General features: G+C 69.6%; 25 protein-coding genes and 2 tRNA genes. 13 read left to right on the forward strand and 14 right to left on the reverse strand.

The genetic code is table 11. The features are described 5' to 3' along the window. The first annotated feature begins 5 nt into the window (after positions 1-5). Genes COA07_RS06090 through pgeF form a run of 3 tightly spaced genes read left to right on the forward strand, consistent with a single transcriptional unit; the run spans position 6 to position 2,328 of the window. Complete coding sequence (locus tag COA07_RS06090) at positions 6-1,049, forward strand: class I SAM-dependent methyltransferase (RefSeq protein WP_066709495.1); 1,044 nt, start codon at positions 6-8, stop codon at positions 1,047-1,049. Next, positions 1,046-1,561, forward strand: coding sequence for a GNAT family N-acetyltransferase (locus COA07_RS06095; RefSeq protein WP_066709480.1), 516 nt, complete (start codon positions 1,046-1,048; stop codon positions 1,559-1,561). The genes COA07_RS06090 and COA07_RS06095 overlap by 4 nt, the downstream gene beginning before the upstream one ends. After that, positions 1,558-2,328: a peptidoglycan editing factor PgeF gene (gene pgeF / locus COA07_RS06100; protein ID WP_066709477.1), complete on the forward strand. Its 771-nt coding sequence runs from the start codon at positions 1,558-1,560 to the stop codon at positions 2,326-2,328. The genes COA07_RS06095 and pgeF overlap by 4 nt, the downstream gene beginning before the upstream one ends. A gap of 27 nt (positions 2,329-2,355) precedes the next feature. On the opposite strand, the gene hslU is transcribed toward pgeF, so the two are convergent. Both hslU and hslV read right to left on the reverse strand, forming a co-directional pair. Continuing rightward, the gene (gene hslU, locus COA07_RS06105) at positions 2,356-3,657 is read right to left on the reverse strand and encodes an ATP-dependent protease ATPase subunit HslU (protein WP_066709474.1); all 1,302 of its coding nucleotides are present in this window, start codon (positions 3,655-3,657) and stop codon (positions 2,356-2,358) included. 157 nt (positions 3,658-3,814) lie between these two features. Next, on the reverse strand, positions 3,815-4,360 hold the full coding sequence (hslV, locus tag COA07_RS06110; protein WP_083956800.1) for an ATP-dependent protease subunit HslV: 546 nt from the start codon (positions 4,358-4,360) through the stop codon (positions 3,815-3,817). 159 nt (positions 4,361-4,519) lie between these two features. Between hslV and COA07_RS06115 the strand changes: the two genes are divergently transcribed. Then, positions 4,520-4,708, forward strand: coding sequence for a hypothetical protein (locus COA07_RS06115; protein ID WP_066709460.1), 189 nt, complete (start codon positions 4,520-4,522; stop codon positions 4,706-4,708). A 175-nt stretch (positions 4,709-4,883) separates the two neighbouring features. Here the strand turns inward: COA07_RS06115 and COA07_RS06120 are convergent, their stop codons facing one another. The 5 genes from COA07_RS06120 to folE all read right to left on the reverse strand — a co-directional run bounded on the left by COA07_RS06120 (position 4,884) and on the right by folE (position 7,848). Next, entirely contained in the window at positions 4,884-5,294 is a 411-nt protein-coding gene (locus COA07_RS06120; protein WP_066709457.1) for a holin family protein, read from the reverse strand. A 21-nt stretch (positions 5,295-5,315) separates the two neighbouring features. After that, complete coding sequence (locus COA07_RS06125) at positions 5,316-5,852, reverse strand: glycoside hydrolase family 108 protein (protein ID WP_066709454.1); 537 nt, start codon at positions 5,850-5,852, stop codon at positions 5,316-5,318. Between the two features lie 235 nt (positions 5,853-6,087). Next, positions 6,088-6,441, reverse strand: a complete 354-nt coding sequence (locus COA07_RS06130; RefSeq protein WP_066709451.1) for a dihydroneopterin aldolase — start codon at positions 6,439-6,441, stop codon at positions 6,088-6,090. Next, the gene (locus tag COA07_RS06135) at positions 6,434-7,207 is read right to left on the reverse strand and encodes an SDR family oxidoreductase (RefSeq protein WP_066709448.1); all 774 of its coding nucleotides are present in this window, start codon (positions 7,205-7,207) and stop codon (positions 6,434-6,436) included. The genes COA07_RS06130 and COA07_RS06135 overlap by 8 nt, the downstream gene beginning before the upstream one ends. Before the next feature lie 2 nt (positions 7,208-7,209). Then, complete coding sequence (gene folE, locus COA07_RS06140; RefSeq protein WP_066709445.1) at positions 7,210-7,848, reverse strand: GTP cyclohydrolase I FolE; 639 nt, start codon at positions 7,846-7,848, stop codon at positions 7,210-7,212. A gap of 210 nt (positions 7,849-8,058) precedes the next feature. Here folE and COA07_RS06145 point away from each other — a divergent pair, with 210 nt between their 5' ends. From COA07_RS06145 to COA07_RS06155, 3 genes are all read left to right on the forward strand, one after another. Continuing rightward, entirely contained in the window at positions 8,059-11,007 is a 2,949-nt protein-coding gene (locus tag COA07_RS06145) for a TonB-dependent receptor (protein WP_066709492.1), read from the forward strand. Between the two features lie 74 nt (positions 11,008-11,081). Continuing rightward, on the forward strand, positions 11,082-11,288 hold the full coding sequence (locus tag COA07_RS06150; RefSeq protein ID WP_066709442.1) for a hypervirulence associated TUDOR domain-containing protein: 207 nt from the start codon (positions 11,082-11,084) through the stop codon (positions 11,286-11,288). Between the two features lie 47 nt (positions 11,289-11,335). Continuing rightward, the gene (locus COA07_RS06155; RefSeq protein WP_066709439.1) at positions 11,336-11,617 is read left to right on the forward strand and encodes an SWIB/MDM2 domain-containing protein; all 282 of its coding nucleotides are present in this window, start codon (positions 11,336-11,338) and stop codon (positions 11,615-11,617) included. 232 nt (positions 11,618-11,849) lie between these two features. On the opposite strand, the gene COA07_RS06160 is transcribed toward COA07_RS06155, so the two are convergent. The 3 genes from COA07_RS06160 to COA07_RS06170 all read right to left on the reverse strand — a co-directional run bounded on the left by COA07_RS06160 (position 11,850) and on the right by COA07_RS06170 (position 13,770). Next, the gene (locus COA07_RS06160; protein WP_096640610.1) at positions 11,850-13,502 is read right to left on the reverse strand and encodes an ArnT family glycosyltransferase; all 1,653 of its coding nucleotides are present in this window, start codon (positions 13,500-13,502) and stop codon (positions 11,850-11,852) included. A gap of 22 nt (positions 13,503-13,524) precedes the next feature. After that, a tRNA-Arg gene (locus COA07_RS06165) sits at positions 13,525-13,601 on the reverse strand. A gap of 92 nt (positions 13,602-13,693) precedes the next feature. Next, positions 13,694-13,770, reverse strand: a tRNA-Pro gene (locus COA07_RS06170). Positions 13,771-13,922: 152 nt separating this feature from the next. Between COA07_RS06170 and yajC the strand changes: the two genes are divergently transcribed. The 4 genes from yajC to COA07_RS06190 all read left to right on the forward strand — a co-directional run bounded on the left by yajC (position 13,923) and on the right by COA07_RS06190 (position 17,313). Beyond that, positions 13,923-14,261, forward strand: coding sequence for a preprotein translocase subunit YajC (yajC, locus tag COA07_RS06175; RefSeq protein ID WP_066712978.1), 339 nt, complete (start codon positions 13,923-13,925; stop codon positions 14,259-14,261). A gap of 1 nt (position 14,262) precedes the next feature. Continuing rightward, positions 14,263-15,864 carry a protein translocase subunit SecD gene (secD, locus tag COA07_RS06180; protein ID WP_066712975.1) on the forward strand — a complete coding sequence of 534 codons (1,602 nt, stop codon included), beginning with the start codon at positions 14,263-14,265 and terminating at the stop codon, positions 15,862-15,864. 88 nt (positions 15,865-15,952) lie between these two features. Then, positions 15,953-16,927, forward strand: coding sequence for a protein translocase subunit SecF (gene secF / locus COA07_RS06185; protein WP_066712973.1), 975 nt, complete (start codon positions 15,953-15,955; stop codon positions 16,925-16,927). After that, positions 16,927-17,313, forward strand: coding sequence for an Mth938-like domain-containing protein (locus COA07_RS06190; protein WP_096640612.1), 387 nt, complete (start codon positions 16,927-16,929; stop codon positions 17,311-17,313). The genes secF and COA07_RS06190 overlap by 1 nt, the downstream gene beginning before the upstream one ends. Positions 17,314-17,671: 358 nt before the next feature. Here COA07_RS06190 and COA07_RS06195 read toward each other — a convergent pair whose 3' ends face one another. From COA07_RS06195 to COA07_RS06210, 4 genes are all read right to left on the reverse strand, one after another. Then, complete coding sequence (locus COA07_RS06195) at positions 17,672-18,088, reverse strand: DUF983 domain-containing protein (protein WP_066713870.1); 417 nt, start codon at positions 18,086-18,088, stop codon at positions 17,672-17,674. A 31-nt stretch (positions 18,089-18,119) separates the two neighbouring features. Beyond that, the gene (locus tag COA07_RS06200) at positions 18,120-19,307 is read right to left on the reverse strand and encodes a glycosyltransferase (protein ID WP_096640614.1); all 1,188 of its coding nucleotides are present in this window, start codon (positions 19,305-19,307) and stop codon (positions 18,120-18,122) included. Between the two features lie 59 nt (positions 19,308-19,366). Next, entirely contained in the window at positions 19,367-19,990 is a 624-nt protein-coding gene (locus COA07_RS06205; RefSeq protein ID WP_141396483.1) for a hypothetical protein, read from the reverse strand. Between the two features lie 145 nt (positions 19,991-20,135). Beyond that, positions 20,136-20,963 (reverse strand): class I mannose-6-phosphate isomerase, encoded by an 828-nt coding sequence (locus COA07_RS06210; protein ID WP_066713197.1) that lies wholly within the window; start codon positions 20,961-20,963, stop codon positions 20,136-20,138. 120 nt (positions 20,964-21,083) lie between these two features. Between COA07_RS06210 and bamD the strand changes: the two genes are divergently transcribed. Together bamD and recN are read left to right on the forward strand one after the other, a co-directional pair. Beyond that, positions 21,084-22,061: an outer membrane protein assembly factor BamD gene (gene bamD, locus COA07_RS06215; protein ID WP_096640618.1), complete on the forward strand. Its 978-nt coding sequence runs from the start codon at positions 21,084-21,086 to the stop codon at positions 22,059-22,061. 79 nt (positions 22,062-22,140) lie between these two features. Then, positions 22,141-23,796, forward strand: a complete 1,656-nt coding sequence (gene recN, locus COA07_RS06220) for a DNA repair protein RecN (RefSeq protein ID WP_096640620.1) — start codon at positions 22,141-22,143, stop codon at positions 23,794-23,796. Positions 23,797-24,063 lie beyond the last annotated feature (267 nt).

The raw sequence follows: 24,063 nt of genomic DNA on the forward strand, positions 1-24,063 counted from the left end.
GCGGCGTGAGCGACGACGCGCGCCCTGCCCCCGACGAACCGCTGCTGGCGGAGCGGCTGGCGCGTGCGATCACGCTTGGCGGGCCGATCCCGGTCAGCCAGTTCATGGCCGCCGCCAACGCGCATTATTATGCGACGCGCGATCCGCTGGGCGCGGGCGGCGACTTCACCACCGCGCCCGAGATCAGCCAGATGTTCGGCGAACTGATCGGCGCCTGGGCCGCGGACCTGTGGGACCGTGCGGGGCGGCCGGCGGTCGCCTGGGTCGAGCTGGGTCCGGGGCGCGGCACGCTGACCGCCGACGCGCTGCGCGTGATGGCGCGCGCGGGGCTGACCCCGCCGGTGCATCTGGTGGAAACCAGCCCGACGCTGCGCGCCGCGCAGGCCGCGCGCGTGCCGGGCGCGACATGGCACGATTCGCTGGCGACATTGCCGGAGGATGTCGCGCTGATCGTCGTCGCCAACGAATTCTTCGACGCGCTGCCGATCCGCCAGCTGGTGCGGGGCCGCGACGGCTGGCACGAGCGGCTGGTCGCGTGCCAGGACACGTTGTTCCTGCCGATCGCGGGCGCGCGCGTTCCCGACACGATCCTGCCGCCCGATCTGGTGACCGCGGCACCCGGCGCGATCATCGAGACGTCGCCCGCCAGCGTCGCGGTGATGGCGGACCTGTCGGCGCGGATCGTCGCGCAGGGCGGCGCGGCGCTGGTGATCGACTATGGCTATGACGGGCCGGCGGTGGGCGAGACGTTGCAGGCGGTGCGCGGCCACGCCTTCGCCAATCCGTTCGAGGCGCCGGGCAACCAGGACCTGACCGCGCATGTCGACATGGCGACGCTGGGACTGGTCGCGACCGCGTCGGGCGCCACGCTGTCCGGGCCGGTCGGCCAGGGCGCGTTCCTGACCGCGCTGGGCATCGCGCAGCGCGCCGCCGCGCTCGGCCCCGCCGTCGCCGCCGATCATATGCGGCTGGTCGAGGACATGGGCGCGCTGTTCCGCGTCATCGCCGCCACCCATCCCCATTGGCCCCAGCCCGCAGGTTTCGCATGACCGACCTTCCCGCCATCCGCCCCGCCACCCTCGCCGATGCCCCCGTCATCGCGGCGCTGGCGCGGCAGACGTTCGCCGACACGTTCGGGCACCTGTATTCGCCGGAGAACCTCGCCGCGTTCCTGTCGATCCACACGCCCGAGAACTGGGCGGCGGAGATCGCCGACCCGGCCTATGCCGTGCGGCTGGCGGAGGCGGACGGGCAGCCGGTCGCCTATATGAAGCTGGGGCCGCCGTCGCTGCCGTTCACCCCGCCCGCGGGCGCGATCGAGCTGCGGCAGATCTACGTGCTGCCTGCCTATCACGGCGGCGGGCTGGCGCGTGCGATGCTGCATCATGCGATCGCCGAGGCGCGGGCGCGGGGGGCAAGCGCGCTGTTCCTGTCGGTATTCACCGACAATCCGCGCGCGCGCCGCTTCTATGCGCGCGAAGGATTCGTGGAGGTCGGCCCCTATGCGTTCATGGTCGGCGACCATGCGGACGAGGATATCGTGATGAGGCTGGACCTGTGACCGACACCGCGCCGGAGGTGCTGCGCGCCCGCGTGCTGGGCGACCTGCCGCACGGATTCCTGGGGCGGCGCGGGGGTGCGTCGACGGGCATCCATGCCGGGCTGAACGTCGGGCTGGGATCGGACGACGACGCGGACATCGTGCGCGCCAATCGCGATGCGGCGCTGGCGGCGGTGCGGCCGGGCGCGACGTTGCTGACGCCGTACCAGGTCCATTCCGCCGATTGCGTCACGGTCACCGGGCCGTTCGAGGGCGAGCGGCCGCGCGGCGATGCGCTGGCCACCGACCGGCCGGGGCTGGCGATCGGCATCATCACCGCCGATTGCGCGCCGGTACTGCTGGCGGATCGCGAGGCGGGCGTCGTCGGTGCCGCGCATGCCGGGTGGAAGGGCGCGATCGGCGGGGTCACCGACGCGACCATCGCCGCGATGGAGGCGCTGGGCGCGCGGCGCGATCGGATCGCGGCGGCGGTCGGCCCGTGCATCGCGCGCGCCAGCTACGAGGTGGACGACGCATTCCGCCGCCGCTTCGAGGAAGCGGACGCGGCCAACGAACGGTTCTTCGCCGATGCCGCGCGCCCCGGCCATGCGCAATTCGACATGGAAGGCTATGTCGTCCACCGCCTCGCCGCCGCCGGGGTGACGCGGATCGAGGCGCTGGGCCTGGACACCTATGCCGACGAAGCGCGCTTTTTCAGCTATCGCCGCGCCACGCATCGCGGCGAACCGGGATACGGGCGGCAGATCGCGATCATCGCGGCGGGGTGAGCGGGCGGCGGCCCGCTCTCCCCACCATTACAGCACGAAGCGGCTGAGATCGGCGTTTCGCGCGACGCTGGCCAGTTGCTTGTCGACATAGGCGGCGTCGACCACCAGCGCCTGGCCGGCGCGATCCTCGGCATCGAAGCTGACTTCCTCCAGCAGCTTTTCCATCACCGTCTGGAGCCGGCGGGCGCCGATATTCTCGATCTCGCCGTTCACCTCCGCCGCGATCCGGGCGATCGCGCGGATGCCGTCGTCGGTGAAGCTGACCTCGACGCCCTCGGTCGCGATCAGCGCCTTGTACTGCGCGGGCAGCGACGCCTTGGTATCCGACAGGATCGCGACGAAATCGTCCTCGGTCAGCCCCTTCAGCTCGACGCGGATCGGCAGCCGGCCCTGAAGCTCGGGCAGCAGGTCGCTCGGCTTGGCGACGTGGAACGCGCCCGATGCGATGAACAGGATATGGTCGGTCTTCATCGGGCCGTATTTGGTCGAGACGGTCGTCCCCTCGATCAGCGGCAGCAGGTCGCGCTGCACGCCTTCGCGACTGACCGATCCGCCGCGCACGTCGCTGACCGCGATCTTGTCGATCTCGTCCAGGAAGACGATGCCGTTCGCCTCGGCATCCTGCAACGCGACGCGGCTGACCTCGTCCTGGTCGAGGCGCTTGTCGGCTTCCTCCTCGACCAGCTTCTCCCACGCGGCGGGGACCAGCAGCTTGCGGCGCTGCTTCGGGCCGCCGCCGAACGCCTTGCCCATCATCTCGGACAGGTTGATCATGCCGACCGATCCGGCCCCGCCGGGCAGTTCGAACGGCATTTGCGGTGCCTGTTGCAGTTCCAGCTCGACTTCCTTGTCGGCCAGATGCCCCTCCGCGAAGCGCTGGCGGAAGCTGTCGCGGGTCGCCTGGCTGGCGTCCTTGCCGACCAAGGCGTCGAGCAGCCGGTCCATCGCGGCGGCCTCCGCCTTGTCCTTCACCGCCAGCCGGCGGCGTTCCTTTTCCAGCCGCACCGCTTCCTCGACCAGGTCGCGCGCGATCTGTTCGACGTCGCGACCGACATAGCCGACCTCGGTGAACTTGGTCGCCTCCACCTTCACGAACGGCGCGTCGGCCAGCTTCGCCAGGCGGCGGCTGATCTCGGTCTTGCCGCAGCCGGTCGGGCCGATCATCAGGATGTTCTTGGGCGTCACCTCGTCGCGCAGGTCGGGCGCCAGCTTCTGCCGGCGCCAGCGGTTGCGCAGCGCGACGGCAACCGCGCGCTTGGCATCGCGCTGCCCGATGATGTGCGCGTCGAGCGCGGCGACGATCGCTTTCGGAGTGAGATTGTCGTTCATGTTTTCAAAGCCCTGATCGGCGAATGTTGCGAATGTTGAGACGCTGGCGGCGAAAGTTGAGACGTTCGTCATCCCAGCGAAAGCTGGGATCTCGTGCCGCGAGCGCGTGCGTCCCAACCCGGAGGCCCCAGCCTTCGCTGGGGCGACGGAAGGCCGGTCAGGTCGCGCTCTCCAGCGTCTCCACGGTCAGCCGGTCGTTGGTGTAGACGCACACCTCGGCGGCGATCTTCATCGCCTTGCGGCACAGGACCTCGGCGTCGTCCTCATATTCCACCAGCGCGCGCGCGGCGGCGAGCGCGAAATTGCCGCCCGACCCGATCGCCGCGACCCCGGCCTCCGGCTCCAGCACGTCGCCGTTGCCGGTCAGGATCAGCGTCACGTCCCGGTCCGCGACGATCATCATCGCTTCCAGGTTGCGCAGATATTTGTCGGTGCGCCAGTCCTTGGCCAGCTCGACCGCGGCGCGCATCAGGTGGCCGCCGTGCCGTTCCAGCTTTGCTTCCAGCCGCTCGAACAGCGTGAAGGCGTCGGCGGTGGCGCCGGCGAAGCCGCCGATCACCTGCCCGTCCGCGCCCAGCCGGCGGACCTTCTTCGCATTGGGTTTCATCACGGTCTGTCCCATCGAGACTTGACCGTCGCCCGCCACGACGACCTTGCCGCCGCGCCGAACCGAAAGGATGGTGGTGCCGTGCCAGACCGGCATGGCGTGTGGATCGTTCCCGCTCATGGCGCGCGATATGGGGAGCGGCCGGCCGGTCCGGCAAGCCCCGTCCAATTTTGCTCCATTTTGCGCTGCACATAACCACGGCGATGGAACTTGTCGGCCGCTCAGGCCATAGGCAGGTCCAAGGATTGAGCGACGATGATTACCGACAAGGACCGCCTGTATTTCCAGATACGTGCCGAGGCGCAGCTGCGGCTGGCGGCCGAGGCGGAAGACCCCGTGGTATGCGCCGCGCATTACCAGATGGCGACCGAATATCTGGACGCCGCGCATGGCGCGCACATGCGGTTGCCGCCCGATCCGCAGCGGCTGGCGCGGCGCGGGTAGGAGGGGCGGCTACTCCATACCACCGGGCCGTCATCCCAGCGAAGGCTGGGATCTTTTCGTTGCGGGCCGGACGTATTCTTCGTGGAGACCCCAGCTTTCGCTGGGGTGACGTAGGGGTGTGGGATGAGCGGTCTCGCTCCCCTCCATCACCCCGGCGCATGACGGACGCCGCGCGCTATTTCCCCCGCGCCTTTCCCCATTCGCGCGCGACCGTGTAGCCGAGATAGCCGGTGCCGAAGAGCGCGTAGAGCGGCTCGGGCAGGCCGTTGAGATAGGCGTTCATCCCCCGCCCGATCGCCAGCGCCATGTCGGGCTGGGCCGCGGCGATCAGCCCCATCGGGATGCTCCACAGCAGCAGCGCATACATGACGTAGAGGAAGCTGGGGCGCGCGCGGCTGGTCCATGGATCGGGCGAGGCGGCCTCGGCCAGCACAGCGGCCATCTGCGTCTTGATCCGTTCCAGTTCCTGCGTGCCCTCCATGCGCAGCAGTTCCAGCTTCGCCGCCTCGCGCGCCTTGGGATCGGGGATGATCTTGTCGATCAGCCCGGCGATGGGCGCGATGATGCCGTCGATCAGTGATGCCATGTCGGTTTCCTCCCCTCTCCGTCAGCCGAGGCGATTGGCGAGCCAGCCGTACAGGAACGCCTCGTTCGCGGGGCGCTGTTCGGCCAGGGTCAGGTAGCGTTCGCCCTGCAACGCCTCGATCGCCTTCACCAGCACGGTCGGCGCGCGCACCCCGCGCGTCGCCAGGAAGCGATCGAGCGCGGCCAGCGTCTGCGGGCCGATGCGCCCGTCGAGGACGATATCGGGATAGTCGCTGCCGCCGCGGTTGAGCGCGTTGAGCGCGCGCTGGAGGAAGGCGGTCGCCACCGCCGGCCCCATGTTCACCCCGGTATCGAACAATTCCGCCGCGACGCGCGGGGAGCGTTCGGCGACGCGATCGAACCCCGGATTGAGCCAATAGGCGCGGCGGTAGATGCTCTGCGCGGCCGGCCGGGTGAAATGCCGCATGTCGCCGGCATAGCCGTTGGCGCGCGCCACCGCCTCGGTAATGCCGAAGCGCGTCGCGCCGCCGCGATCGGCGGGATGATGAACGAACCCGCCCTCCCGGTCGATCACCGCCTCGATCAACTCGTCGATCATGTTCCGCTCCTTTGATTGGGATGGGTGGAACATAGTGAGAACATTGGGTGTAGGACAGGCGGGGCGTGCAGTACTCCATCAGTCACCCCGGACGTGTTCCGGGTTCCACCGTTCCGCAAGATCGACGTCTGGTGAGTGCGTGGCACGGTGGATGCCGGAACAAGTCCGGCATGACGGTGGGGGGCGTTCGCATGGGTCGCGACGACTTTCCGGGCCAAACCCGGATCGCGCCCCTTCAGCCGCGTGTCCGCACGATCTCGCACCCCACGGCCGCGTCGGGGTAGACGTCCGGCTTGACCGATCGCACGCGCACCTCGCGCACGCGCGGGTCGGCGAGGCACAGCGCCGCCACCGCCTCGACCAGCGTTTCCTGCAGCGCGAAGCCCGGCCCCTGCGCCAGCGCGGCGATGCCGGATCGCACGGCGTCGTAATCCAGCACCTGCTCGATCGCGTCGGCAGCGGGCGGCGCATCGTAGCGGACGGTCATCGACACCGACACCAGCACCCGCTGCGGCACCTGTTCGTGCGGGTGGATGCCCAGCCGCATCGACACCGCCAAATCCGACAGGATGATCGTGTAGTCAGCCATGCACGCGCCCTTCGAACATCACATCGCCGTCTCGCTTCACGAACCGCTGCCCGGCATCGACGAACAGCGTCTGCCCGGTGACGCTGCGCGCGCCGAGCAGATAGACCACCGCCGCCGCGACCGCATCCGCGCCGACCGGGCGTTGCAGCAGGTTGGCGCTGGCAGTGCGCCGGAACTCCTCCGCGCTCTGGTCGCCGCTGGGCAGCGTCAGCCCGGGGGCGACCGCATTGACGCGCACGCGCGGCGCGAACGCCTGCGCCAGCAGCACCGTCGCGCTGTCCAGCGCGGCCTTGCTGAGCGTGTAGGAGAAGAAATCGGGATTGGGATTGGCCAGTTTCTGATCGAGCAGGTTGACCACCGCACGCTCCCCCTCGCCCGGCTGCTCCGCGAGCGCGGCGGCGAGGCGGGCGGGGGCGAGCGCGTTGACCGCGTGGAGCCGTGCGGCCAGCGCCAGGTCGATCGCCTCGGGCCGATCGAATTCGAACAGCGAGGCGCTGTTGACGAGGCCGAACAGCGGCCCGTCGGCGGCGGCGCGCGCGATCAGCGTGCCGACCTGATCCGCATCGGCCAGGTCGGCATGGATCGCCTGCCCGCCCAGCTCCGCCGCGAGCGCCTCCGCCGCGTCGCGCGACGTCCCGTAATGGATCACCGGGCGGTAGCCGGCCGCCGCGACCGCGCGCGCGATCGCCGCGCCCAGCCGCTTCGCCCCGCCGGTGACGAGGACGCGCGCGCCGCCCGGCGGCGCTGCCGAATCCGGGCCCGTCATCCTCAGCCCATGCCCATCAGCGACAGCACTTCCTTGCGGCTGCGCTCGTCGTCGCGGAACACGCCCATCATCCGGCTGGTCACCATGCCGACGCCGGGGGTGCGCACGCCGCGCGCGGTCATGCAGGCGTGGCTCGCCTCGATCACCACCGCCACCCCCTGCGGCTTCAGACCGTTCCAGATACAGTCGGCGACCTCGGCGGTCAGCCGTTCCTGCACCTGCAACCGCCGCGCATAGGCGTGGAGGACGCGCGCCAGCTTCGAGATGCCGACGACATGGTCGCGCGGCAGATAGGCGATGTGCGCCTTGCCGATGATCGGCGCCATGTGATGTTCGCAATGCGACTGGAACGGAATGTCCTTCAGAAGGACGATCTCGTCATAGCCGCCGACCTCCTCGAACACGCGCGACAGGTGCTGCGACGGATCGTCGCCATAGCCGGCGCAATATTCGCGCCACGCGCGCGCGACGCGCTTGGGCGTGTCGATCAATCCTTCGCGGGTGGGATCGTCGCCGGCCCAGCGGATCAGCGTGCGCACCGCCGCCGCGACGTCGTCGGGCACCGGCAGCTTGCCGTCGCCGCCGACCAGATCGCCGTCCGCCGGGTCGCCATGGGGTGTATGTGCGTGATCGTCCGCCATCTTTTTCACTTACCCTTCATCTTTCGCAACGCAGCATGACCGAATTTCGATTTGGCCGTTGATGCTTTATTGTCACTCACGACGTTTGCCGCACGAATCCTACGCAAAAACGTTTGACGGCGGAAATTTTCGGTCGCTACCTTCCATACCGCATCATCAAACGCCGACATGACGACACAAGATCGCGTGCGGCTTACGGAGGGGATGTTCATGAGGAAGTTCGACCTGCTGTGCGCGTCCGCCATCAGCCTGCTGGCGGCCGCACCCGTTGCCGCACAGACCGGCGCCACCACCACCGCCCAGAATGGCGCACCGACCAACGGCCCGGGGCAGGAAGCGCCCTCCTCCGTATCGACCGATACGTCCGCTGGCTATGCCTCCGACATCGTCGTCACCGCGCAGCGCCAGTCGCAGCGGTTGCAGGACGTGCCGATCGCGGTGACCGCGTTCACCGCCGACAATCTGGACAAGCAGCAGATCGTGAACCCGGTGGCGTTGCAGCAGTCGCTGCCCAACATCACCTTCACCAAGACGAACTTCACCTCGTCCAGCTTCACGATCCGCGGCATCGGCGACCTGTGCGTCGGCGTCACCTGCGACCAGGCGACCGCGATCCACGTCAACGACATGCCACTGCTGGCGACGCGATTGTTCGAAAGCGAATTCTTCGACCTGGAGCGGGTCGAGGTGCTGCGCGGGCCGCAGGGCACGCTGTTCGGGCGCAACGCGACGTCGGGCGTCGTCAACTTCATCACCGCCAAGCCCGACCTGTCGGGGATCCGCGCGGCGGGCGAGTTCGAATACGGCAATTACGATTCGAAGCGCGTGAAGGCGATGTTCAACCTGCCGCTGGGCGACACGCTGGGGCTGCGCGTGGCGGGCACGTACCTGAACCGCGACGGCTATACGCTGAACGACTATACCGGCAACCGCATCGACGGGCGCGACCTGTATGCGGTGCGCGGCACCCTGTCGTGGGAACCCAGCCCCGACACGCGCGTCGACCTGATCGGCTATTACTTCCGTGAGAAGGACAATCGCAGCCGCATCCAGAAGCAGCTGTGCAACCGCGATTCCACCGGCATCCTGGGCTGTTCGCCGGACGGCGCGGGCTTCGGCACCACCAACGGCAATTCGACGCTGGCGACGATCCTGACCAGCCGCGAATTCCTGACCATTTCCGGCGCGGGGGCGCTGGCCCCGTTCGCGCTGGGCAGCGTCTACCAGGCGGCGGACAGCTTCGCGGGGGTGACCAACCCGGCCGACGTGCGCCGCGTGCGAGTCGATTACGAGCCGACCTACTTCGCCGAGGAACAGCAATATACGCTGAAGCTGTTCCATGACTTCGGCCCGGTCAGCCTGAACATCACCGGCGGCTATATGGAGAATACCGTCGATTCGACGTCCGACTACAATCTGGCGGTCGAGAATTCCTATGCGGGCAACGCCGGCCTCAACCTGCTCAACGCGATCGGGCGGCCGGGGCTGCCGGGCGCGGTGCTCAACAACGTGCGCCAGTATCTGATCCCCAACGGCCCCGGCACGCTGTGCCAGTCGCTGCCCGAGGCCAGCAACACCGGCGTCTACGGCGGCAACGCGGTCTGCGCGCCGACCAGCCTGGACTTCGACCGGTCGTACAACCACGTGCGCCAATATACCGCAGAGGCGCATATCGACAGCTCGTTCGACGGGCCGTTCAACTTCCTGCTGGGCGGCATCTATTTCGACAGCAAGCAGCAGAACGATTATTACGTCAACGCGTTCGGGCTGGATTACGCCACCGGCCTGCTGGGATCGGGCGCGTCGGGGGGCACCGCCTATCTGGCGTCGCCCTTCTACCGTAACAGCTCGCCCGAATTCCGGCTGAAGTCGTGGGGCGCGTTCGGCGAGGCGTATTTCCAGGCGAGCGAGAAGCTGAAGCTGACGATCGGCCTGCGCTACAACCACGACGACAAGATGGTGCGCGCGCGCACCACGCTGGCCAACGTCCCCGTCCCCTATGGCGCCACCACCGCCTTCCCGCAGCTGGACAGCGGCGCGGTCGACTTCGACCCGACCCTGCCGGGCAACCAGGCGTTCGCGATCGGCAACGTCAAATTCTCGCGGCTGACCGGGCGCGCGGTGATCGACTACAAGATCACCAACGACAACCTGCTCTATGCCTCCTATTCTCGCGGGTACAAGTCGGGCGGCATCAACCCGCCGCTGTCGCCGCTGTTCGCGGTGCCGACCAATTTCGCGCCGGAAAGCGTCGATGCGTTCGAAATCGGATCGAAGAACACGTTCGGCGGCGGCGCGCTGCGCATCAACCTCACCGGCTTCTACTACAAGTACAAGGACCTGCAGCTGTCGCGCATCGTCGCGCGCACGTCGGTGAACGACAATATCAACGCCGACATCTACGGCGTGGAAGCCGAAGCGGTGCTCAGCCCGATCCCGCGCTTCGTCGTCAACGCCAACTTCAGCTATCTGAAGACCAAGGTGTCGGCGGATCGCTTCCTGGCCAATCCGCGCGATCCGTCGGGCGGCCGGTCCGACGCGGTCATCATCAAGGACGTGACCAACGCATCGAACTGCGCGGTCGTGCCGACCACCGCGGGCAACCGCGCGGGCGCCAACGCCTTCGTCACCGCGGTGAACGGCGCGGTCGGGCTGGCCGCGCCGGTGGCGGTGCCCGGCACCACCGCGAACGGCGCGTTCAGCATCTGCTCGGCGCTGACCGCGCAGGCCGCCGCGATCGGTGCGGCGTTCGGCGGCATCCAGGTGCTCGGCTCGGGCGTGGAAGTCAACGTGCGCGGCAACCAGCTGCCCAACGCGCCGACCTACAAATGGTCGGTCGGTGCGCAATATACGGTCGACGTGGGCGGCAGCGGGTGGACGGTCGTGCCGCGTGCCGACATCAACTATACCGGCAACGCCTACGGCACGATCTTCAACAAGAACCCGATCGACCGGATGCCGGGATACGAAGTCGTCAACGCGCAGCTTCAGGTCAACGCACCCGACGACCGCTTCTACATCCGCGGCTTCGTGCAGAACCTGACCGGCAACGATTCGACCACCGGCATGTACGTGACCGACCAGTCGTCGGGCCTGTTCACCAACATCTTCACCATCGAACCGCGCCGCTACGGCGTGGCCGCCGGGTTCAAGTTCTGATCCGGCGACGCTGACGCAACCATGCGCCGCTCCCGCGGATTGACCCCATCGGTCTATCACGAAGGAGCGGCGACATGGCGAGCGGTCTGAAGAAGGGTGACGAGGTCACGTGGAAGTCGCATGGCGGCACCGCGCACGGCACGGTCGAGAAGAAGCTGACCCACGACACGACGATCAAGGGCCACAAGGTCCGCGCGTCGAGCGACGACCCGCAATATCTGGTAGAGAGTGACAACGGCGGAAAGGCGGCGCACAAGCGCACTGCGCTCAAGAAGGCGTGATTCCGCGAGGAGCCGGCCCGTTGGCCGGCGCAACAGGAAGGAATGTAATGGCTACCAAGACCAAGGCCGACGCAGCTGCCCCGAAGACCGGCGGCATCCACGCCCCCGTGCAGCCGTCGGCTGAACTGGGTGCGGTCGTCGGCAACGAGAAGCTGCCGCGCAGCCAGGTCATCAGCAAGGTGTGGGACTATATCAAGTCCAACAACCTGCAGAACCCGGAGAACAAGCGCGAGATCATCGCCGACGAAAAGCTGAAGAAGGTTTTCGGCCGCGACAAGGTGACGATGTTCGAAATGAACAAGTACATCTCGCAGCACGTCAAGGCCTGACGGCATCGTGCCGCCCGCCGCTGCGCGACGACGCGCGCGGCGGGGGCACACGGACCCGCGCCGTGCGCATTTGCGCCGGCGCGCGTTCCCGGCGGTGGAGCGGTCGCTCCCGCCCCTTCTCCCGTCACTTTCCCGCCATTCGCCGCAGGTAGTCGGCGACATGACCGCGTGGTGCGGCGTCAAGCGCAGCGCGGAGGCGCCCCTTTCACCTCGGGTAGCGTGATCGGCGGCGTTACCGCGATGACGGGTTCCGTGGTGCTTGCGCGGGCCGTGACGGGCGGTCGCCCCGCGCCGGGCGGGTCATCGCGCGCAGATTGTCCGATGCGATGGCATCCTCCAGCACGTCGGGATGCGGCAGCGCCGCGCCGTCGCGCCGCCCGACGATCACCTCGCCCGCACCGCGCGCGAAGCGGTGGTGGGTGACGATGTAGCCGCCCTGGCGGACCGCGCGCAGCAGGATCACGCTGTGCGGATAGGGATCCTGCATCCGGTCGCGCACGATCACCACTCCGGACACGCCGATCCGGTCCAGGATGGCGCGCGCTGCATCGGGGGTGCGCGCGATGACGTGATAGCCGCGCCCCATGAAGTCGCTGCCCGCCAGCCATTGCGATGCGCGCGCCACCCATGTCGCGCGCGTTCCGCCGTCGCGATGCGCGACCTGCGCGATGATCGCGCCTTCGCCGCCCGCGCGGCCGTCGACCATCCAGATCGACGAATCCGCCGGCATTGCCGCGACGATCGCGGGGGCGGCCATGTCGCGCTTCGGCTCCAGCCGCGCCAGCGCCACCACCGGCGATGCGAGCGCCACGCCGGGCAGCGCGATCGCCGCGACGCGCATCGCCGCGCCGCCGTGGCGCCACGCCCGCACCACCCCCAGCGCCGCGAGCGCGACGCACCACGGCAGCGCGGGCAGCACGTAGCGCGCGTCGAGCGCCACCGGCACGATCGACTGGAACGCCAGCGTCGCCGCGATCGCGGCCAGCGCCAGCCGCACCACCGCCCCAGCGCGCGGATCGCGCCACCCGCCCGCCGCACCCATCAGCGCCAGCAGGATGCCCGCGATCCCCAGTTGGCCCAGCAGCGCCGCCGCATTGCTGCGCAGCGCCAGCCATGCATAGGCCGGGCCGGGCGCATAGTTGAACCCGCCCGCCGAAATGCGGAACGACACGTAGTACCATGGCGCGACGACCAGCGCGGTCAGCGCGCCCGTCGCCCACAGCCGCGGATCGCGCAGCAGCGGCCAGCGCCGCGACAGCGCGATCTCGATCGGCGGGATCAGCGCGACCAGCGCGCCATTGCCCTTCACCAGCGGCGCGAACGCGGCCAGCGCGCCGAACAGCGCGAAGCGGCCCCAGCCGGGTCGCTCCGCCGCACGCAGCCACGCGACCGCCGCAAGCCCGGCGACCAGCGCCACCGGCTGGTCGAGCAGGAACGCGCGCGCGCTTTCCACCACCAGCGGCAGGATGAGCATCGCGATCGCGGCGGCCAGCCCGGCGCGCCACGCCCCCGCGCGCGCCAGCGCCCAGGCGGGCAGGATCGCGGGCAGCCCGGCGACGAATGCGCTGGCCAGCGCCGCCGTAGCCACCCCCGGCCACCAGATCGCCGCGGCGGGGGCGAGCAGCGCATACCAGCCGGGCGGCCAGTGGCCGATGGACAGCTTGGGATAATGGACATAGAAATCGCGCGCGAACGCCATCGGCGCGGGCATTCCGGCGCGCAGCCAGTCGGCGATGAACAGCGTGTTGACGTAATGCGCCGATTCGTCGGGGCCAAGGAAGCTGCCCGTCAGCCCGCCGGTCAGCGCCGCCAGCGCGACGCTGGCCAGCCCCAGCCCGATCGCCAGCCCCGCCGCCTGCGCGACCGCGCGTATCCGCGCCTGCATCCCCGCGCCCCTTCCCCGGTTGTGGTGCCCCCGGCGAGATTCGAACTCACGACCTGCGGTTTAGGAAACCGTCGCTCTATCCTGCTGAGCTACGGGGGCACGCGCGTTCGCGGTATCGCGCCGACGCGGCGGAATCAACGCGCTTGCCGCCGAGCGGCGACGGGCGATCCGGCGATGTGGAAGGAAATCTCTGGTCGGGGCGACAGGATTCGAACCTGCGACCCCCACACCCCCAGTGTGATGCGCTACCAGGCTGCGCTACGCCCCGACCGAGGGGGCGCCTCTACGCCGCGGGCGCGCAGGATGCAAGCGGATGATCGCCGCGATTACGCCGACGTTGCGCGGCGCGCCGCGCGATGATAGCGGCAACGCCTTCCAGCGGCCGTACCCCGGCCGCTCCATGGCCATGCACGGAATCCGATGCTGATCTCTCCCGCCTATGCGCAATCCGCGACCGGCGCCGCCTCCTCGGGCGGTCTTGCCGGTTTCCTCGGCCTTGCGCCGCTGTTCCTCGTCTTCATCGTCTTCTACTTCCTGATGATCCGCCCGCAGCAAAGCCGCATGAAGGCGCTGCAGGCCGCGGTCGCGGGCGTGAAGAAGGGCGATTCGGTTGTCACCGCCGGCGGGCTGGTCGGCAAGGTCACCCGCGTCGAGGACACGATCGTCGAGGTCGAGATCGCCCCCAACGTCAAGGTGCGCGTGGTCAAGGCGACGCTGGCGGAAGTGACCCCGCTGGGCGGCAAGCCGGCGAACGACTGACATGCTGGACTTTCCCCGCTGGAAGGTGGCCGGGATCTGGCTGATCCTGATCGCGCTCGTCTCGCTGTCGATCCCGACGTTCGTGCCGGAGGAGGTCACCAAGTCGTGGGGCATCCATCTGCCGCGCGTGAACAAGGGGCTGGACCTGGCCGGCGGCAGCTACCTGCTGCTGGAGGCGGACACCAACGACGTCGCGGCGACCCGCGTCGAGGCGATGCGCGAACAGGTGCAGACCGAGATGCGCCGCCAGAACCCGCGTATCGAGATCGGCGACATCTCCAGCCGTAACGGCCAGTTGTCGTTCATGCTGCGCGACCCCTCGCAGGTCGATGCCGCGCGCGAACGGCTGCTGTCGATCACCGGCACCGGCGCGGGGATGACCGGCCAGCGGCAGTGGGATATCCAGGTGGTGGACACCAGCCGTTTCGTACTGACCCCCACCGCCGCCGGGCTGGCGCAGGCGGTCGACACCGCGATGGGCGACGCGACCGAGGTGGTGCGCCGCCGCATCGACGAAATGGGCACGCGCGAACCCACGATCGTGCGTCAGGGCACCAACCGCATCGTCGTGCAGGTCCCCGGCCTGCAGAATCCGCAGGCGCTGAAGGACCTGCTGGGCAAGACCGCCAAGTTGGAATTCAAGCTGGTCGACACCACCGCCGATCCGCAGGCGCTGGCGCGCGGCCAGGCACCGGCGGGCGACCAGATCCTGCCCTATCCCAACAATCCGTCGGGCGTGCCGTTCATCGCGGTGCGGCGCAGCGCGATCCTGACCGGCGACATGCTGTCCGACGCGCGCCAGGAATTCGAGCCGCAGACCAACGCGCCGCAGGTGTCGATCACCTTCGACAGCCAGGGCGGCCGCCGCTTCGCGCGCACGACGCAGGAAAATGTCGGCAAGCCGTTCGCGATCATCCTCGACAACAGCGTCATCTCCGCGCCGAACATCAACGAGCCGATCATGGGCGGGCGCGCGGCGATCAACGGCGGGTTCACCGTCGAAAGCGCCAACCAGCTGGCGATCGCGCTGCGATCGGGCAAGCTGCCGATCGCGCTGAAGGTGGTGGAGGAATCGACCGTCGGGCCGGACCTGGGCGCCGATTCGATCCGCGCCGGCATCCTGGCGTCCGCAGTGGCGGTGGCGCTGGTGGTGGCGTTCATGCTGATCACCTACGGCCGGTTCGGGTTCTATGCGAACCTGGCGGTCGTCATCAACGTGTTCGTCATCCTGGGCGTCATGGCGCTGCTGAACGGTACGCTGACGCTGCCGGGGATCGCGGGCTTCGTGCTGACGATCGGTACGGCGGTGGACGCCAACGTGCTGATCAACGAGCGTATCCGCGAGGAACGGCGGCGCGGGCGCAACATCGTCCAGTCGGTGGAGCTGGGCTACAAGGAAGCCAGCCGCACGATCTTCGAGGCGAACGTGACCCACGCCATTTCGGGCATCATCATGTTCGTGCTGGGTTCCGGCCCGGTGAAGGGCTTTGCGGTCGTGCTGCTGATCGGCATCGCCACCAGCGTGTTCACCGCGGTGACCTTCACCCGGATGCTCGTCGCCGGATGGCTGCGCCGCGCCAAGCCGAAGACGATCAACATATGATCGCCCACCCCCGCGTCACCCCGGCGAAGGCCGGGGTCTCCCCGTTGGAGAAAGACCCCAGCCTTCGCTGGGGTGACGGTGAAATGCTATGAAACTGCTCAAGCTCGTCCCCGACGATACCAATTTCGATTTCGTCCGCCTGCGCGGCTGGGCGTTCGGCCTGACGCTGCTGCTCAGCGTGCTGGCGGTCGGGCTGACCGTCTACAAGGGGCTGAACTTCGGCGTCGATTTCGAAGGCGGCCTGATGATCGAGGAGCGGTTCGCCGCCAGCCCCGACCTGGACCGCGTGCGCGCCGTCGTGGACGCACAGGGCGTCGGCGAGGCGTCGCTGCAGCAGTTCGGCGACCCGCGCACGATCACCATCCGCCTGCCGGTGCAGCAGGGCGGCGACGAAGGCGCGACCAACGCCGCGGTGCGCAAGGTCGAGGCCGCGCTGTCGCAGCAATTCCCCGGTGCCGAATTCCGCCGCTATTCGACCGTGTCGGGCAAGGTGTCGGGCGAGCTGATCCGCAACGGCGTGCTGGCGGTGGTGCTGGCGATCATCGGCATCGGCCTGTTCGCGATCTTCCGCTTCGAATGGCAGTTCGGCGTGTCGACGATCGTCGCGATCGTGCACGACCTGTTGATGACGCTCGGCTTCTTCGCGCTGACGCAGTTCGAGTTCGACCTGAACATCGTCGCGGCGGTGCTGACCATCATCGGCTATTCGATCAACGACAAGATCGTCATCGACGACCGCATCCGCGAGAACATGCGCCGCTATCGCAAGATGGAGATGCGCGAGATCGTCAACCTGTCGGTGAACGAAACGCTGCCGCGTACGGTCATGACGTCGGTCACGATCCTGCTGGCGCTGTTCGCTCTGCTGTTCCTGGGCGGGCACGTGCTGCGCGGGTTCACCGCGGCGATGGTGCTGGGCATCGTGGTCGGCACCTATTCGTCGATCTACGTCTCGTCCTCGCTGCTGATCTCGCTGGGGCTGCGTGCCGAGCCGGAGGCGGACGACAAGCCGAAGCGCGGCGGCGGCATGGGCGACGCCGAGCGCGTGGCACCGCGCGCCTGATGCGCGTCGACCGCGACCGGCCGGCCGCGGGGCCGCTGGTCCGCGGCTTCGGCGCGGGCGGGTTCAAGGTGGATGCGCCCGACGGGACGATGGGCGTCTATCCCGCGCTGCTGCTGACGGCGACGCGCGCCGACGGCTGGTCCCCGCCCGCGCTGGCGGCGCTGGACGAAGCGGCGCTGGCGCCGATCCTGGCGGGGCCGCTGGAATTCATCCTGATCGGCACCGGCGCCGAACTGCGCCGCGCGCCGCGCACGCTGGTCGCCGCGCTGGAGGCACGCGGGATCGGGGTGGAGACGATGGACAGCCGCGCCGCCGCGCGCGCCTGGGGCATCCTGCGCGCCGAGGACCGGCAGATCGCCGCCGCGCTGTATCCGCTGGAGGCGTAGGGGCGGCGCCGACGTGGGCGGATGGCGTGCCCTTTCGTAACGTTGGACGTGCTCGTGACCGCTGAGGTGGGCTTTTCTGCTTCCCCCTCCGTCACCGCGCGAAGGCCGGGGTCCGTGGTGCCGCGACATCATGCGCTTGTCCGCGTGCGGAAACGTGGATGCCGGAACACGTCCGGCATGACGGCGTGGATTATGCAAAGGTCCTGCGAAAGCCGGGGTCCGTGGTGCCTCAAAAGCAACGACCGATGCGATCGGGGAAACGTGGATGCCCGGAACACGTCCGGCATGACGGGAGGGGGGCGCAGGCGTCTCGAACCCGTCCGCGGTGACGGCGGACCTACCCCCGCCCCTCACCGCCTCACTCGTCGATCAGCCGCCCTTCGCGCGCGCGGAAGTAGAATTGGCTGGCGATCAGCCACCCCTTGATCGGGCGCAGCGGCAGGACGGTGCTGACGATCAGCACCGGCATGCTGACCAGCAGGTGCACCCACCACGGCGGGCTGGCGAGGATCTGCAGCATCAGCGTGAAGACCACGCCGGGAATGCAGGCGAACAGCTGCACGAACACCGCCGGCCCGTCCGCCGGATCGGCATAGGAATAATCCAGCCCGCACACCTCGCATCCGTCGCGCACGGTCAGGAAGCCGCGGAAGATATGCCCCTTGCCGCAGCGCGGGCAGCGCCCGGCCGGCCCGGTCCTGAGCGGGCTGAGCGGCGTCCAGCGGTGCCCCGTGGCATCGACGAAGCGATCGTCGTCCGTGTCGTGCGTGTCCATCGCCCCGCTCTGCGCCTCGCGTGGCGCGGCATCAACCGCGCGGCGCCTGATACAGGTGAACCAGCCCGGCCAGATGCGCGTGGAGCGCCTCGGCATTGGCGTCCCAGGTGAAGCCCAGCGCGTGCGCGCGCACCGCATCGCGCGCGGGCGGATGTGCCAGCAGATCGCCGATCGCGCCCGCGAACGCCGCCGGATCGCGCGCGACGATCCGTCCCGCGTCGCGATCGCGCACGACATCGCGCGCGCCGCCCACGTCGGTGATGACGATCGGCGTCCCGCAGGCGAGTGATTCCACCCAGGCATTGGCCAGCCCCTCCGACGACGAGGGCAGCGCCATGACATCGGCGGCGGCGAACCAGCGCGGCAGATCGTCGTGAGCGATCCCGCCGAGCAGCCGGACGCGATCGGCCACCCCCGCCGCCGCCGCGAGCGCGGCGAGCCGGGCGCGCTCCGGCCCCTCCCCCGCGATCGCCAGCGTGACGCCGGGCAGCCGGGCGAGCGCGGCGATCGCCACGTCATGCCCCTTGCGCGGGATCAGCGCGCCGACCGACAGCACCAGCGGCCCGGCGATGCCCAGCGCGGCGCGCAGCGCCTCGCGATCGGCGGCGGGGGCGAAGCGGGTGAGGTCGACGCCGGTGTGATGGACGCGGACGCGCTCCGCCGGGATGCCGATCGCGGCCATGTCGGCGCGCATCGCCGCGCTGACCGCGAGCAGTCCGTCGGCGGCGCGGCCGGCGGCGCGCACCTGCGGGGCGGTGGCGGGCGCATGGCCCCAATGGTGGATGTCGGCCCCGCGCGCCTTGATCGACACGGGCACGCCGTAACGGCGCCCCAACGCGACCGCCGCCGGGCCATCGGGGAAGAAGAACGACGCGTCGATGACGTCGAACGGGAAATCGGCGCGGATCGCGTCGAGCAGCGGCACCAGCGCGCGGGTCAGCGCGGCGACATGGAAGCGCCCGCCCGTACCCGGCACGATGCCGAAGCGCGGGCGGTCGACGGTGACGCCATCGCGCACCTCGCGCCGCGGCACCGCATCCCAGCCGCGATAGCGCGGGTGGCGCGACAGCGGCCACGGCGGCAGCCCCAGCGGTGCGACGACGCGCACCGCCACCCCGTCGCGCTTTGCCAGCGCAGCGACCTGCCGCGCGACGAACACGCCGAAGTTCGGCCGCGTCGCGTCCGGAAACAGGGTCGACAGCGTCAGTACGCGCAGCATGGCAGGGGCATTAGCCGCACGGGGGTAAGCGCGGCTTTAACGGCCCGCCCACGCGCGCGTCACACGCGCTGCGTAGCGGCCAGATAATCCGTCATCGTCCGCATCCCATCGGGGGTCAGTTGCACGATCACGCGCCGCCGGTCGATCGGATCGGGCAGCCGGCGCACCAGCCCGCTTTCCACCAGCATCGCGATCTGGCGCAGCGCGGTGGTCAGCGGCGCGCCCGACGCGACCGCCGCGCTGGTGGTGTAGACCGCGCGCCCCTCCGCCTCCTGCACGAACAGTTCCAGCAGCAGGTCGAAGGCCGGCTCGCCGACCACCGCGCTGCCCAGATAGCGTTCGCGGAGCCGGCGCTTGCCCAGGATGCGTTCCGCGGCGCGCTTCAGGACGCGGCGTTCGTCATCGACGGGGGGAACATCCTCATAGGCGACCGTCATCGACACGCGGCGCCACGATCCCAGTTGCAGCAGCGACACATGGTGCGTCAGCCACACCCGGCGCGTCGCGTCCCCCGCGAGGCGTACGGTCGTCGAGAAGCCGCGCCCGTCGATGCACAGCGCACGCAGCCGTTCAGAAAAGGCGGCGCGATCGTCGGCATGGATCAGGTCCGGCAGATGGCAACCGATCACGTCGTCGCGCGCACGCCCGATCGCCGCGGCATAGCCGTCGTCGACGTCACACACGGCCAAATCAACGTCGACAAGGCAGCTCATGAGGCTGCGCACGCCGGATCCCTGCATAGTCCCCCCGCGGTTCGATAACGTTGTCAGCCACCGGGGGAGGATTATGGCCGACGATGTGGAAGGCCGACGGGATCGGGGTCAATCCCTACCTTAGTCGAACCGCACCGGTATAGGCGAACAGCAGGTCGGCATCGACCGAGGCATGCAGCGCCTCCGGCCCGTCGACCAGCACGCATTCGCCCGCCTTCCATTCGACGCCGGCGACGACGCCCGTGCCCTTGATCGGGATCAGCCAGCCCTGCTTGCCCGCGGGCAGGTCGATCGCGCGATCCCCGCCGGTCCAGCGTTCCAGCACGAATTTCGGCCCTTCGACCAGGATCGTACGCCCCGGCGCGACCTCCCCGGGAGCGGACGGCGCGACATAGGGTTCGAGATCGGCGACCGCGACGCCATCGTCCAGGTGCAATTCGCGCGGGCGGCCGTAATCGAACAGGCGATAGGTGGTGTCGGAATTCTGCTGCACCTCGATCACGGTCAGCCCGGCGCCGATCGCGTGGATCAGCCCGGAATGCGCGTAATAGAAGTCACCGGCCTTCACCGGCTTCCAGAACAGCTTGTCCTCCAGGCTGCCGTCGAGCGCGGAGGCGCGAAGGTCGTCGCGCGTCATCGGGGCCAGCGGCCCCATCGCGATCGTCGAATCGGGTTCGGCGGCCAGCACCGTCCAGCATTCGTCCTTGCCGCGCGGTAGCCCGCGCTTATTCGCCTCCTCATCGGACGGATGGTCCTGCACCGACAGCTTTTCGCTGGTGAACAGATATTTGATGAGCAGTTCCGGCTCCTCCGGATGCGGCGACTGGAACCACACCTCGCCGATCGGCTCGGCATCGGGCGCGGGATCGGGGAAGCCGGGATAGAGGTGATGGCGCCCCCACGGCTTCTCGACGCGCTTGGTGGCGAGCAGGGTGGCGGGCATGGAAACTCCTCGGTTCGGCAGGTGGTGCGGACGGTCGCGACAACGCGCAACGGCCGCTCGCGCTCCCGATGCGCAAAAGCCGTTGTTCGCCCCCGCCTGTCTACGCTAAGAGCCGGGTCAATGCGTACCCCCCTTTTCCGCCCGCTCACGCTGGGGCTTCTCGCCGCGCTCGCGCTTCCCATCGCCGGCTGCGCCACCAACCGCAATCGCGGCGACCTGCCCTATGTCGCGCGCGACGTCGGCACGCTGTACACGGCGGCCAAGAAGCGGCTGGACCAGGGCCGCTACAAGGAAGCCGCCGCGCTGTTCGACGAGGTGGAGCGTCAGCACCCCTATTCGGTATGGGCACGCCGCGCGCAGTTGATGGGCGCGTTCAGCTATTACCTGAACCGCGACTATACCCAGGCGATCCAGGGCGCGCAGCGGTTCCTGTCGGTCCACCCGGGCAACCGCGACGCGCCTTATGCCTATTACCTCGTCGCGCTCAGTTATTACGAGCAGATCAGCGACGTCAGCCGCGACCAGAAGATCACTTCGCAGGCGCAGGATGCGTTGGGCGAGTTGATGCGCCGCTATCCCAACACCCGCTACGCCGCCGACGCGCGGCTGAAGCTGGACCTGGTGCGCGACCATCTGGCGGGCAAGGAAATGGAGATCGGCCGCTTCTACGAACGGCGGCGCCAGTGGCTGTCGGCCACGCTGCGCTTCCGCCGCGTCGTCGACCAGTATCAGACCACCACCCACACGCCCGAGGCGCTGATGCGGCTGACCGAAACCTATCTGGCGCTGGGCGTGCGCGGCGAGGCGGAAAAGGCCGCGGCGGTGCTGGGCGCCAATTATCCGGGCAGCGACTGGTATGCGCGCGCGTACAAGCTGATGCAGGAATATCCGGCAAAGCCGATCGCGCCGCTGGCGCCGGGCGAGCTGGTCGTGCCGCAGCCGGTGCGCGCGTCCACCCCGGGTGAGGCGACCGCCAACCCGCCGTCGGCGGACGCCCCCGCCCCCACCACCCCGGCGACCACCGGCGGCGACAATCCGTCGGGCAGCACCGCGCCGGGCGCGGGCACCGCCACGCCGCCGTCGCCGTCGCAGCCCTGATCGCGGCGCCGCGGCCCGCGCGCAGGCGGAACAAAAGGGGTCAACACGGACGCCGATTCGGGCTAGGGAGCATGCGGCCATGCTGACCGCTCTATCCATCCGCGACGTCGTGCTGATCGAGGCGCTGGAGCTGGAATTCGGCGCCGGCCTGGGCGTGCTGACCGGTGAAACCGGCGCGGGCAAGTCGATCCTGCTCGACGCATTGGGGCTGGCGCTGGGGCGGCGCGGCGACAGCGCGCTGGTGCGCAGCGGCGCGAACCAGGCGGTCGTCACCGCGACGTTCGACGCACCTGACGTGGTCACCGCGCTGCTGGCCGACAACGGCTGGGACATCGACGCGGGCGAGCCGCTGATCGTGCGGCGCATCGTCAAGGCCGACGGCGGCAGCCGCGGCTTCATCAACGACCAGCCCGCCTCCGCCTCCCTGCTGCGCGAGATCGGCGGGATGCTGGTGGAGATCCACGGCCAGCACGACGACCGCGGGCTGCTGGCGGCGGCGGGGCACCGGACGCTGCTGGACGCCTATGCGCGCGGCGGCACGCGCGAGGTGGCGGCGGCGCATGCCGCGTGGCGCGCGGCGGAGGAGGCGCTGGCGACCGCCCGCGATGGCATCGCCGCGGCGCAGCGCGATCGCGACTGGCTGGAACATGCCGTCGCCGAACTGAGCGCGCTGGCGCCCGAGGCCGGCGAGGAGGAAACGCTGGCGGAACGCCGCCGGACGATGCAGCGCGCCGAGAAGATCGCCAGCGACCTGGACGCGGTGACCGAGCATCTGGAGGGCGGCGCGGGCGCGATGACGCACCTGCGCCAGGCCGCGCGCGTGCTGGAACGGATCGCGGGCGACCATCCCGCGCTCGCCGAGGCGCTGGCGGCGGTGGACCGCGCGGTGATCGAGGGTGCGGTGGCGGAGGAGAAATTGCGCGACGCCGCGCTGGCGCTGATGCACGATCCCCGCCAGCTGGAGGAGGACGAGGCGCGGCTGTTTGAACTGCGCGCGATGGCGCGCAAGCACCGCGTCCAGCCCGACGACCTGGCCGCGCTGGAACAGGAATTGCGCGAGCGGCTGGAACGGCTGAACGCGGGCGAGAACGGGCTGGCGGATCTCGACGCGCGGGTCGCGGCGACGCGCGCGGCCTATCGCGATGCGGCGCAGGCGCTGACGGCGATCCGTACCGAGGCGGCGGCGCGACTCGACGCGGCGGTGGCCGGGGAACTGGCGCCGCTGAAGCTGGACGCGGCACGCTTCCGCACCGTCGTCGCGCCGCTGGACGAGCGCGACTGGTCCGCCGCGGGGCAGGATCGCGTGGAATTCGAGATCGCCACCAACCCCGGCGCGCCGTTCGGCCCGCTGGCGAAGATCGCCAGCGGCGGCGAATTGTCGCGCTTCATCCTGGCGCTGAAGGTCGCGCTGGCGGAAACCGGCGGTGCGGCGACGATGATCTTCGACGAGATCGACCGCGGCGTCGGCGGCGCGGTGGCCAGCGCGATCGGCGAGCGGCTGGCGCGGCTGGCGGAGGCGACGCAGCTGCTGGTGGTGACGCACAGCCCGCAGGTGGCGGCACGCGGCGCGGCGCACCTGCTGATCGCCAAGTCGAGCGACGGGACGGTCACGCGCACCGGCGTGCGCCCGCTGGACAGCGACGAACGCCGCGAGGAAATCGCGCGGATGCTGTCCGGCGCGACCGTCACCGACGAAGCGCGCGCGCAGGCGCAGCGGCTGCTGGAGACGGCGTAGCGGCCGGGTGCGGCGCGGCGGGTTGGCACCGTCCGGTGGTGGGCGATGCCGCGTGGCGCACGACCATGCGAAGAAGAAGCGGTTCACGCAGAGGCGCGGAGACGCGGAGAGTTGCGGCCGATCGTAGGCGTCGTGGCGGCACCGGCCGAGGACATGATGAGAGACGCTTCGTGGGGAACCGCTCTTCCCGGCTGTGCTATGCGCCGGGGCCACACCGTCGTCCCAGCGAAGGCTGGGACCTCCCTGTTGCCGGCCGTCCCGACCGCC

Source organism: Sphingomonas adhaesiva, assembly GCF_002374855.1.
Lineage (GTDB): Bacteria > Pseudomonadota > Alphaproteobacteria > Sphingomonadales > Sphingomonadaceae > Sphingomonas > Sphingomonas adhaesiva.